At 50.4% G+C, this 12391-nt stretch carries 10 protein-coding genes; 9 read left to right on the top strand and 1 reads right to left on the bottom strand.

Features of this window, described 5'->3' with window-relative positions; translation table 11 throughout:
• The first annotated feature begins 69 nt into the window (after window positions 1-69).
• The 8 genes from QVC79_RS09655 (at window position 70) to QVC79_RS09690 (ending at window position 10017) form a co-directional block, all read left to right on the top strand.
• The gene (locus tag QVC79_RS09655; RefSeq protein WP_270593088.1) at window positions 70-1695 is read left to right on the top strand and encodes an NADH-quinone oxidoreductase subunit D-related protein; all 1626 of its coding nucleotides are present in this window, start codon (window positions 70-72) and stop codon (window positions 1693-1695) included.
• Window positions 1696-1811: 116 nt separating this feature from the next.
• Window positions 1812-2888: an NADH-quinone oxidoreductase subunit NuoH gene (gene nuoH / locus QVC79_RS09660; protein WP_027199794.1), complete on the top strand. Its 1077-nt coding sequence runs from the start codon at window positions 1812-1814 to the stop codon at window positions 2886-2888.
• Window positions 2889-2898: 10 nt separating this feature from the next.
• A complete protein-coding gene (locus QVC79_RS09665; RefSeq protein ID WP_087422137.1) occupies window positions 2899-3393 on the top strand; it encodes a 4Fe-4S dicluster domain-containing protein in 495 nt (164 codons plus the stop codon).
• A 75-nt stretch (window positions 3394-3468) separates the two neighbouring features.
• On the top strand, window positions 3469-3981 hold the full coding sequence (locus QVC79_RS09670; RefSeq protein WP_027199796.1) for an NADH-quinone oxidoreductase subunit J family protein: 513 nt from the start codon (window positions 3469-3471) through the stop codon (window positions 3979-3981).
• 147 nt (window positions 3982-4128) lie between these two features.
• A complete protein-coding gene (gene nuoK / locus QVC79_RS09675) occupies window positions 4129-4464 on the top strand; it encodes an NADH-quinone oxidoreductase subunit NuoK (protein ID WP_151412216.1) in 336 nt (111 codons plus the stop codon).
• A gap of 265 nt (window positions 4465-4729) precedes the next feature.
• A complete protein-coding gene (nuoL, locus tag QVC79_RS09680) occupies window positions 4730-6634 on the top strand; it encodes an NADH-quinone oxidoreductase subunit L (protein ID WP_270593087.1) in 1905 nt (634 codons plus the stop codon).
• 178 nt (window positions 6635-6812) lie between these two features.
• Entirely contained in the window at window positions 6813-8303 is a 1491-nt protein-coding gene (locus QVC79_RS09685; RefSeq protein ID WP_270593082.1) for a complex I subunit 4 family protein, read from the top strand.
• A gap of 292 nt (window positions 8304-8595) precedes the next feature.
• Complete coding sequence (locus QVC79_RS09690) at window positions 8596-10017, top strand: NADH-quinone oxidoreductase subunit N (RefSeq protein WP_270593080.1); 1422 nt, start codon at window positions 8596-8598, stop codon at window positions 10015-10017.
• 226 nt (window positions 10018-10243) lie between these two features.
• Here the strand turns inward: QVC79_RS09690 and QVC79_RS09695 are convergent, their stop codons facing one another.
• Window positions 10244-10975 (bottom strand): hypothetical protein, encoded by a 732-nt coding sequence (locus tag QVC79_RS09695; protein ID WP_270593079.1) that lies wholly within the window; start codon window positions 10973-10975, stop codon window positions 10244-10246.
• Window positions 10976-11360: 385 nt separating this feature from the next.
• Here QVC79_RS09695 and QVC79_RS09700 point away from each other — a divergent pair, with 385 nt between their 5' ends.
• On the top strand, window positions 11361-12152 hold the full coding sequence (locus tag QVC79_RS09700; RefSeq protein ID WP_270593077.1) for a hypothetical protein: 792 nt from the start codon (window positions 11361-11363) through the stop codon (window positions 12150-12152).
• Window positions 12153-12391 lie beyond the last annotated feature (239 nt).

The following is a 12391-nucleotide window of genomic DNA, read 5'->3' on the forward strand; positions in this document are numbered from 1 at the left end:
TCACTTAATCGAAAATCATTAAATCACTTAATCAATAGGATCTAAAATCATTAAATCTAAAATTAGTACATGTTAGTAGATAAAATAAAACATATTGTCCCCGAGGCAGAGATCGACGAGAGCGGTATCCTTACCGTGACGGTAGAACCCGCCAAGTACAGGGAACTGGCTCTCCGGCTAAAAGGGGACCGGGATCTCTCTTTCGACTTCATGATCTGCATGACGGGAATGGACTGGGGCGACACGTTAGGCGTGATCAGCCTGTTACAATCCACGGCTCACGAGCATAAATTATTTTTAAAGACGTTCACTGCCAACCGGGAAAACCCGGAACTGCCCACCGTTTCGGACATCTGGGCCACGGCCAACCTGAACGAACGTGAAGTGTACGACTTTCTCGGTATCCGGTTTATCAACCATCCTGATATGCGACGTCTGTTCCTGCGGAACGACTGGGTCGGCTATCCGTTACGTAAAGACTACAATGCAGACCCTGAAATAAACCCGGTACGACTGGAAAGTGAAGAAACGTTGGATGCAACCCCCACGTTCGAGGCTGATTCCCACGACGGGGAAGTCAGCGAGAAAGAGAACATCTTGTTTGAAGAAGACGAATACGTGGTGAACATCGGGCCTCAACACCCCGCCACTCACGGTGTACTCCGTTTCCGGGTATCACTGGAAGGAGAGATCGTGAAAAAGGTGGATGTCAACTGCGGGTACATCCATCGGGGCATCGAGAAATTGTGTGAAAGCCTCACCTACCCGCAAACGCTGGCCTTGACAGACCGTCTGGATTACCTTGCCGCACACCAGAACCGCCACGCACTTTGTATGTGCATCGAGGAAGCCATGGGCTTGGAAATCCCGGAACGGGTGAAATACATCCGCACCATCATGGACGAGCTAAACCGTCTTTCCTCTCACCTCTTGTTCTGGTCATGCCTCTGCATGGATATGGGAGCGCTGACCGCTTTCTTCTACGGTTTCCGTGACCGGGAGAAGGTGTTGGACATCATGGAAGAAACCACGGGAGGACGACTGATTCAGAACTACAACGTGATCGGTGGCGTGATGGCGGACATCCACCCGAACCTGATCAACCGGATCAAAGAGTTCATCAAATACCTCCCCCCGATGATCAAAGAATATCACGACGTGTTCACGGGCAACGTGATCGCCCAACAACGTTTGAAAGGCGTGGGCATTCTCAAGAAAGAGGACGCCATCAGTTACGGGGCATCCGGCCCGACGGGACGCGCCTGCGGGTGGTCATGTGACGTGCGTAAACACACTCCGTACGGGGTATATGACAAGGTAGATTTCAAGGAAATCCTCTACCCGGAAGGGGACTCGTTTGCCCGTTACATGGTGCGCATGGAAGAGATTCTCGAATCATTACATATACTGGAACAACTGGTAGACAACATCCCCGCGGGAGACTACGCCGTGAAGACCAAACCGCTGATCAAATTGCCGGAAGGTCACTATTTCAAGAGCGTGGAAGCCAGCCGGGGTGAGTTCGGTGTTTACCTCGAAAGCCGGGGAGACAAATACCCTTACCGGGTAAAATTCCGTTCCCCGTGCCTACCACTGGTATCCATCGTCGACCTGATCACGAAAGGCGGTAAAATCGCCGACCTGATCGCTATCGGCGGTACGCTGGACTACGTTGTTCCGGACATTGACAGATAACTTGGAAGATAAAAGTTAAAAGATAAAAACTAAAAGTTGAAAGTAGGAAATTAGGAAGCGTCGACCTTGTGCGGCTGGAATCTAAAATCTAAAATCATTAAATCCAAAATTAGTATATGTTTGATTTCTCAACTATAACACAATGGGTAGATGAACTCTTGAGGAGTTTTCTCCCGCACGCTGCTGCCACGCTGGTTGAGTTTATCCTGATTGGGCTTTGCCTGCTCGTGGGATACGCCGTGATCGCCCTCGTGCTAATCTACGTGGAACGTAAAGTGTGTGCCTTTTTCCAGTGTCGTATCGGACCGAACCGGGTGGGGCCTTACGGGACCATACAGAGTGTGGCCGATATGATCAAAATGTTAACCAAGGAGATCATCGACATCAACCACGTCGACCGATTTCTGTTCAACCTTGCCCCTTTCGTCGTGATTATCGCGTCGGTACTGGCTTTTGGTTGTATTCCCTTCGCGAAAGGACTACACGTGATCGACTTCAACGTGGGAATCTTCTTCCTGATCGCCGTGTCGTCCATCGGTATCGTGGGAATCCTGCTTGCCGGGTGGGCCAGTAATAATAAATACTCGTTGATCGGTGCCATGCGAAGTGGCGCGCAGATGATCAGTTACGAGTTATCCATCGGGTTATCCATCCTTACCGTGGTGGTATTCACCGGAAGTATGCAGCTCTCCACGATCGTGGAAGGACAGGCAGACGGGTGGTTGCTATTCAAAGGACATATCCCGGCTTGTATCGCGTTTATCGTTTACATCATCGCCGGGACAGCCGAGACGAACCGGGGTCCCTTCGACTTGCCAGAAGCCGACTCGGAGTTGACCGCGGGGTACCACACGGAGTATTCCGGTATGCACTTCGGGTTCTTTTACCTCGCCGAATACTTGAACATGTTCGTGGTTGCATCCGTGGCCAGCACCCTGTTCTTAGGCGGTTGGATGCCGTTACACGTTCCCGGCTGGGAAAGTTTCAACCAAATCATGGATTACATTCCTTCCATCTTCTGGTTCTTCGGGAAAACAGCCGTGGTTATATTCATCATCATGTGGTTTAAATGGACCTTCCCGCGGTTGCGTATCGACCAGTTACTCCGCTTGGAATGGCGCTACCTGTTGCCGATTAACCTGATCAACCTTTTCCTGATGGTGATCATTGTCGTATTTAAACTACATTTTTAAAGACGAAGTTATGAAGAGTATTATAAGATATATTACCTCGTTTTTCAAGGGTCTTTTCTCTTTGCTGACCGGGATGAAAGTCACGCTACGGGAATTTTTCACCAAGAAAACGACGGAGCAATACCCGGAAAACCGGGCCACATTGAAAATGTTTGACCGTTTCCGGGGTGAACTGGTGATGCCTCACGACGAGAACAATCACCACAAATGTATCGCTTGCGGCATCTGCGAGATGAACTGCCCGAACGGGACCATCAAGATCACGTCCGAATTTGTCACGGATGAAACCGGCAAGAAGAAAAAGGTGTTGATAAAATACCGGTACGATTTAGGTAGCTGTATGTTCTGCCAGCTCTGCGTGAAAATGTGCCCTCAACAAGCCATCGAGTTCAAACCCACGTTCGAACACGCCGTCTACACGCGCAGCAAACTGGTGAAATACCTGCACGACGAGTCAATTGAAAATGAAAAAGATTCAGTGATTGCCGATTCAATGATTGGGTGATTAAAATCACTTCATCGAAAATCATTAAATCACTTAATCGATAGGATTTAAAATCTAAAATTTAAAATTAATATAATGAGTACAGCAGAATTACAAGAAACGGTCTTTTTCATCCTGGCAACGGTTATCGTTGTCTGCTCGATCCTGACCGTGACGACCAACCGAATCTTGAGATCGGCGACCTACCTGCTATTCGTGCTTTTTGCCACTGCCGGAATATATTTCCAGTTGGAATACTCATTCCTAGGGGCGGTGCAATTAACGATCTACGCCGGGGGTATCATTATCCTGTACGTGTTCTCGATATTGCTCACCACGGCAGACAAAAGCAAGGTGAGCAGGTTGAAGAATAGCAAGATGTTTGCCGGGCTAATCACGGCTCTCGCCGGGGCGGCAATATGTGTTTACATCACGTTAATGCACTCGTTCGGTCCCTCTCGCTTCGTGGGTGGGGAGATCAACCAGAAAGTCATCGGAACCGCCTTGATGGGCACGGAGAAATACCAGTACCTGCTTCCCTTCGAGGTAATCAGTGTTCTGCTATTGACCTGCATCATCGGTGGAATCATGATAGCGAGAAAAAGATAAAGAAAAGTTTAAAATGTAGAGTTTAGAATGAAAAAGATTCCGTGATTGCCGATTCGATGATTGAGTGATTAAAATCACTTCATCGGAAATCACTAAATCACTTAATCGATAAAATCATAAATCTAAAATAAGTATATGGAACTACACATGGAATATTACTTGGTGATCAGCACGATCATGCTTTTCGCGGGAATTTACGGGTTCATCACCCGGAGGAACCTGCTTGCCGTGTTGATCTCAATCGAGTTGATCCTGAATTCAGTGGACATCAACTTTGCCGTGTTCAACCGTTATCTCTTCCCCGAACAGATGGAAGGCTTTTTCTTCACCCTGTTCGCCATCGGGGTTTCCGCTTGCGAAACAGCCGTTGCCATAGCCATCATCATCAATATATACCGGAACATCCGCAATATACAGGTGAAAAACTTGAACGAGCTGAAAGAAGAAGAGCAAAGGAATGGACAATTGAAAATTGAGAATTGAAAATGAAAAGTTTCCCGAAGACGGTGAGTATTTTAGCTCTCCCTCTGTTTATAGAGGGAGTACCCCGAAGGGGGGAGGGAGTTCTTGTAAATAAAGCGTTTACATGGCAACAAACTCCTCCGTCTGCTTCGCAGCCACCTCCTCTATGAACAGAGGAGGAGCTAAAATACCATCTTGCTCTAAAAGATAAAAGTAAGAAATCAAAAAGCGTCCGCCCCGTGCGGCTGGAATTAAAATCTAAAATCTAAAATCAAGAAATCAATACATGGAATACACAGTTTTAATATTGATTCTACCATTGCTGACATTTCTAGCGCTAGGCTTGTTGGGTACGAAATTGAAACCCACCACGGCCGGGAGCATAGGAACGTTATCTTTGGCGATATGTGCCTTGCTAGCCTACATGACGGCATGGCAATATTTCTCGATGCCCCGGGTAGAAGGCGTACGCCTCCCGGTCATCCCGTTCAACTTCGAATGGCTGCGTTTCACGCAATACCTGCATATTGATCTGGGTATCTTGCTAGACCCGATTTCCGTCATGATGCTGGTAGTAATCACGACCGTATCATTGATGGTACACGTTTACAGTTTGGGATACATGCACGGGGAAAAAGGTTTCCAGCGTTACTACGCTTTCCTTTCCCTTTTCAGTTTCTCGATGCTGGGTCTCGTGGTAGCCACGAACATCTTCCAGATGTACATTTTCTGGGAGCTGGTGGGTGTTTCTTCCTACCTGTTGATCGGTTTCTACTACACGAAACCGGAGGCTGTCGCCGCGTCCAAGAAAGCGTTTATCGTCACCCGGTTCGCCGACCTCGGTTTCCTGATCGGCATCCTGTTGCTCTCGTTCTACACGAAAACATTCTCTTTCGACCTGTTAACTTCAGGTGACTCGTCACTCTTTGCCGGGGCTGCCGGGACGACCTTCATGGGATGTTCAGTGATGAGCTGGGCCATGGCCTTGATTTTCATGGGAGGTGCCGGGAAGTCGGCCATGTTCCCGTTACACATCTGGTTACCGGACGCAATGGAAGGTCCCACCCCCGTGTCGGCACTGATCCACGCGGCCACGATGGTGGTTGCCGGGGTTTACCTCGTGGCTCGCTTGTTCCCCGTGTATTACTTCGAGGCCCCCGAGGTACTCGTGCTGATCGCGGTCGTGGGAGCGGTCACTTCCCTCTACGCGGCGGTAGTTGCCTGCGTGCAGACGGACATCAAGCGAGTGCTGGCCTTTTCCACGATCTCGCAGATCGGTTTCATGATGGTGGCGCTCGGTGTCTCCGGGATGGAAGGCCACGAAGGCTTGGGCTACATGGCATCCATGTTCCACCTGTTCACGCACGCCATGTTTAAAGCCTTGCTATTCCTCGGCGCGGGAGCCATTATCCATGCCGTTCACAGCAACGAGATGAGCCACATGGGTGGTCTTCGTAAATACCTGCCCGTGACGCACATCACGTTCCTCGTGGCTTGCCTCGCTATTTCAGGTATCCCCCCGTTCTCCGGGTTCTTCAGTAAAGACGAAATATTGGCCGCCACGTTCATGTTCAGCCCGGTACTCGGTGTCGTGATGAGTTTCATCGCGGCCTTGACGGCATTCTACATGTTCCGCCTCTATTATAACATCTTCTGGGGTAAAGAAAGCGCGCATGAACACACCCCGCACGAGGCCCCGAAGAGCATGACTCTTCCCCTCGTATTCCTTGCCGTGGTAACACTTTTCGCCGGGTTCATTCCTTTCGGGAAGTTTGTCAGTAGCAACGGGATGGAATATATCATCCACCTAGACTGGGCAGTAGCCGGCACCAGCATCGTTGTTGCCGTGGCTTCCATCGCTCTGGCCACGTGGTTCTACAAAGGATCGAACCCCGTACCGGATCGTCTGGCCACCACGTTCAGCGGGTTGCATCGCGCCGCTTACCGACGGTTCTACATGGACGAGTTGTACCTCTTCATCACGAAACGTATCATCTTCAACTGCGTATCCCGCCCCATCGCTTGGTTCGACCGCCACGTGATCGACGGATCGCTGAACGGTTTGGCAAATGTCACGCAACGATTGTCTTACTCTATCCGGGGATTACAATCCGGACAAATACAGCAATACGCTTACGTGATCCTGTTCGGCTCGCTATTAATACTGGTCTTGGTTTTATTAATAATGTAAAAATGGAAGAGTTTATAAAGTTCATAAAGTTTATAAGGTCCATAAGGTCACGGGTGTCCTTCGGACAGTGTTTATCGGCAGCTCCTGCTGCCGTGGACAAAGCGCCCCGCAGGGGTCCACGAACCTTATGAACTTTATGAACCTTATAAACTTTATAGACTAATAAATTAAAATAGATATGAACTTTTTATCATTATTCGTTCTGATACCAATACTCACGATGGGCGGGTTATTTCTTTCAAAGAACCTGCAACAAATTCGTGTAGCGGTGGCCACGGGAGCTTCCCTGTTGCTGGCCTTAGCCGTCGGGTTGGTATTTGCATATTTAGGAGAACGGGGGGCCGGTAACACGGCAGAAATGCTGTTTACCGCCGACACGGTTTGGTACGCTCCCTTGAACATACATTATTCCGTGGGAGTTGACGGGATCTCGGTAGCCATGTTGCTGCTTTCCGCCGTCATCGTCTTCACGGGTACATTCGCGTCATGGAAAATGGACTTCCTGCAAAAAGAGTATTTCTTGTGGTTTAACCTGCTGGCCATCGGGGTATTCGGTTTCTTTATCTCCGTGGACCTCTTTACCATGTTCATGTTTTACGAGGTGGCCCTCATCCCCATGTACCTGCTGATCGGCGTCTGGGGTAGCGGGAAAAAGGAATACGCTGCCATGAAACTGACGTTGATGTTGATGGGAGGCTCTGCCCTGCTGCTCGTGGGGATTCTTGGCATCTACTTCCACTCCTCGACGACAGGGGCGCTCACGATGAACTTGCAGGAAATAGCGCAAGCCCACGCCATGCCCGAAAGCCTGCAGCGCTGGTTCTTCCCGTTGGTATTCATCGGGTTCGGGGTCCTTGGAGCATTATTCCCGTTCCATACATGGTCACCCGACGGTCACGCCTCTGCCCCCACGGCAGTCTCCATGCTCCATGCCGGGGTATTGATGAAACTGGGTGGTTACGGGTGTTTCCGGGTAGCCATCTACCTGATGCCGGAGGCCGCTAAAGAGCTTTCATGGATATTCATCATCCTCACGGGTATCAGCGTTGTTTACGGGGCTTACTCGGCCATCGTGCAAACGGACTTGAAATACATCAACGCTTACTCGTCCGTGAGCCACTGCGGGCTGGTATTGTTCGCCATCCTGATGTTGAACCAGACGGCCATGACGGGAGCCGTGATGCAGATGCTTTCCCACGGTCTGATGACAGCCTTGTTCTTCGCCCTGATCGGAATGATCTACGGTCGCACGCATACTCGTGACATCCGGGAAATGGGTGGTTTGATGAAGATCATGCCTTACCTCGGCGTGTGTTACGTGATTGCCGGTCTCGCCTCCCTCGGTCTTCCGGGATTAAGCGGGTTCGTGGCAGAAATGACCGTGTTCGTGGGAGCGTTCCAAGAGACGGACACCTTCCACCGGGTATTCACGATCATCGCTTGCACGTCCATCGTGATCACGGCCGTGTACATCCTGCGAGTGGTCGGGAAACTACTCTACGGGAGCGTGGTCAACGAGCATCACTATGCCCTCACCGATGCCAACTGGTATGAACGTTTTTCCACGATCATACTGATTGTTGCCATCGCCGGAATCGGTCTGGCACCTCTATGGCTCTCCGACATGATCCGGGCATCGCTCGGCTCCGTGCTTGCTGCCCTACAATGAACAATTGAAAATTGAAAATGGAGAATTGAAAATGAAAGGTTTCCCGAAGACGGTGAGTATTTTAGCTCTCCCTCTGTTTATAGAGGGAGTACCCCGAAGGGGGGAGGGAGTTCTTGTAAATAAAGCGTTTACATGGCAACGAACTCCTCCGTCTGCTTCGCAGCCACCTCCTCTATGAACAGAGGAGGAGCTGGAATACGATCTTGCGATTAAAGCTAAAACTAGGAAATCAAAAAGCGTCAGCCTCGTGCGGCTGGAATTTAAAATTTAAAATCTAAAATCTAAAATAAAAATGGGTTACGCTAATTTCTTATTAATGAAGGAGGAAATATCACTGGTAGCGGTGATCGTTATACTCTTAATTTACGACATATTCGGCACCCCGAAAAGCTTGAGGTATTTTCAACCGATAGCTTGTATTCTCGTGGGTATTCATATCCTGCTGAATATCTGGCCCGCCCCGGACGTGACGGCTTTCGGGGGGATGTATCACAGCACGGCAATGGGTGGGGTCATGAAATCCATCCTGAGCATCGGGACACTGCTCGTGTTCATGCAAGCCAACAACTGGCTTTCCAGCGAGCGCACGATTATCCGCCGGGGAGAATTCTACATGATCACGCTGGCCACGCTGCTAGGTATGTACTTCATGATTTCGGCCGGGAACTTCCTGATGTTCTTTATCGGGCTGGAAACGGCATCCATACCGATGGCAACACTTGCCGCTTTTGACAAATACAAGCAACAATCGGCCGAGGCGGGTGCCAAATACATCCTTACCGCCGTGTTCGCATCCGGCTTATCGTTGTACGGGATCTCGTTAATTTACGGGACCACGGGAACGCTGTATTTCGAGGACATCCCCGCCGGGTTAAACAGTAGCCCGCTCCAGATGATGGCTTTCGTGTTCTTTTTCGTGGGACTGGGATTCAAGTTATCACTCGTTCCTTTCCACCAGTGGACCCCGGACGTGTACGAGGGCGCCCCGACCAGCGTCACCGCCTACTTGTCGGTGATCTCGAAAGGCTCCGCGGCATTCGTGCTGATGGTCATTCTCTATAAAGTGTTTGCCCCGCTCGTTCAGGAATGGCAGGCCATCCTCTACTGGGTAATTATAGCCTCTATCACGCTGGCCAATATCTTCGCCATACGGCAACAGAACCTGAAACGATTCTTCGCCTATTCCTCCATCTCTCAAGCCGGGTACATCATGCTGGGAGTGATCAGCGGGACGGCCATGGGTATGACCGGACTGGTGTACTACGTGCTGGTGTACATGCTATCCAACCTAGCTGCCTTCGGGGTTATCGCTGTCGTGGAACATCGCTCCGGCAAGATCACGATTGATGATTACAACGGGTTGTACTCCACGAATCCACGCTTGAGCTTCGTGATGATGATTGCCCTGTTCTCGCTGGCAGGAATCCCGCCATTTGCCGGGTTCTTCAGCAAGTTCTTCATATTTGCCGCCGCGGCACAACAAGGATATTACGTGCTGGTTTTCATCGCCCTGTTGAACACCATTATCTCTCTCTACTATTACCTGAGAGTGGTAAAGGCCATGTTTATCAACAAGAACGAGCAACCGATCGCCAGATTCAACTCTGACAATTATTCACGTATAAGTCTCGTTGTATGCAGCGCCGGAATCCTGCTCGCGGGAATCCTTAGCATCGTGTACGAGAACATCGGGATGTACAGTTTCGGAATGTAGAATTTAGAGTTTAGAATGTAGAATTTAGAGTTTTGAAGGGGCTATCCGAAAAGTCATTTTTTAAACTCCCTCCCGGCTTCGCCGTACTCCCTCTATAAACAGAGGGAGAGTTGAAATACTCCCTGTCTTCGGGAGAAGTCACCAGCTCCTCCTCTGTTTATAGAGGAGGTGGCACGAAGTGACGGAGGAGTTTTTTGATGATAAAATGACTTTTTGGACAGCCCCTTCACCCAAGAGTGTCATCAGCACCGGGCGGAACGCGCAGGTAAACGGAACGGGTGTACTCGTCCGTATCCGGACTGGCGAGATAAGGATAAATATGCACGACCGTGTCCGGGGAGAGAGGTTCCCTGCCGGGACCCTCGGGATCGGGTAGCGTGAAAGTGGCCGTCCCGGCGGCACGGGTCACCGCGGGAAGGTGAAGCACGCGTGGCGCGTCGGGCAGGCAGTCGTAGAAGTAACCCACGACGAGCGTATCGTTGTCCCTCGTCTCGTCGAGTATGCCGTGGTGGCGCCATTCGAGGGTAAAGGTCCACCCGTCACGGCGGACGCGGGTGTAAAGCGGCACGGCGAGCCAGCCAACGCTGAAAACAAAGGCCCGGAAGTTCTCCACACCGTGCTCGTCGCAGACTGTGCCGTTCACCTTGTGACACAGGTTCGGGGCAGTCATGGAGGTGTCCTTGGCAAAGGGGACCCACGAGTTGGCTCCCACAAGTTTCCGCTGGAGGATTTTCACGAGCCTGTCAACGAACGCGAAAACACTTGTCAACAGTCGTTGCCTCTCCGATCGCTTCGCACGGCGACGATCACGTACCTCTGTCGATCCGGCGGGGCGCTTGCTGGCACAATGGCATTCCTTGCCTTTCCGGTAATACGTGGTGATACCGCCGGAACGAGTGGTCGCTTGTTGATTGACCGGTAGCGCGGTTTTCTTTTTCTTCTTCTTTTTCTTGCTCATGATGCCTCCTCTTAAATGATTCGATAAACCTCCAATAATGCTTAAACACACCTTAATGTCAAGTTTACATTTTTTTAGGGAAATTACCAAATCGTGAATGGCAAGTCACCGTGTTACTCCGGTAACTTTCCGGTAACTTTCCGGTGACTTACCGGTAACTTACAAAAGGTACAGTTAACTTATCACGAAGATAGCTAACGTTTTGCACGCTTATCGCCAGTTACCAAACGGGAATGAGACAGGATATGTATAAAATAGGTTAATTTTTCTTAAAAATAAATTCATTTTTTCTTGTTCAAGTCGAAAAAGGGTCATACCTTTACCATGTGCTTTCCTCGAAGCGTGGGGAAAGGCGTTTTGAAATACTTATCTAATACTCGAAAGTATGGCACGAATAAAATCAACCAACTTTTACCAGAAGAGCGGGAAAGTCGCTAACGAGGTATTTTCCAATCTAGGCAACGGCGAAGTCGGCTGCCGAGCCAAGAACAGCAAGCAAGCGCCCCTGAACGAGGAGCAAAAAATCAACGCGTCGGGCTTCTCGGCCCTTAACGCCGAGGTACGGTACCTGAACCCGGTACTCCACGTGACCTTTCCCCGTGACACGAACGGTATCAAGTGGGCCAACCGTTTCACGAGCGTCAACAAGAAACGCGAGGGCGTGCTGACTACCACGAAGATTCACCCGGACTCTCCCGTCGACCCGAAGAAAAAAGCCAACGAGGAGTATACCAGCGAGATCGACTGGACGAAAGTCCTTTTCGCCGCCGGCCCGTTGCTCGTTCCTTCCGTGACCGTCAGCAAGGCCAACTTGAACCTCGAACAGATCATCGCCGAGAAAACAAGGCTCCGTTCCCGTGTCACGCCCCTCGCCGACGCGGAGACTCCCGCCGTGACCGCCGAGGAGGGCGAGATGTATAGCATCACCTTCACGCAGGAAGCCACCGTTTACGAGGGTGCCTACTGCTGGACGAACGACCGCGTTTACGGTGTCATCTACAGTCCCGAAGACCATTTTGCCCTTGTCCAGCAACTGCGCGACAGGGGTGAGAACGGCGTGACTACCATCGTCGTCCCCTCTTTCGTCAAGCCCGAGAACATCCACGTCTACAGTCTCGCCATGACCGCCGACGGGAAAATTACTTCTAACTCCATTCACTCTACCTTGGGAGCGTAAGGTTTATGGGGCTGTCTAAAAAGTCATTTTATTTCCAACAAACTCCTCCGTCACTTCGTGCCACCTCCTCTATAAACAGAGGAGGAGCTGGTGACTCCTCCCGAAGACAGGGAGTATTTCAGCTCTCCCTCTGTTTATAGAGGGAGTACGGCGAAGCCGGGAGGGAGTTTAAGAAATGACTTTTTGGACAGCCCCAATTTTAAATTCCAGTCGCACAAGGCCGATGCTTCTTGATTTTC

The organism is Butyricimonas sp. (assembly GCF_019423355.1).
Taxonomy (GTDB): Bacteria; Bacteroidota; Bacteroidia; order Bacteroidales; family Marinifilaceae; genus Butyricimonas; species Butyricimonas faecihominis.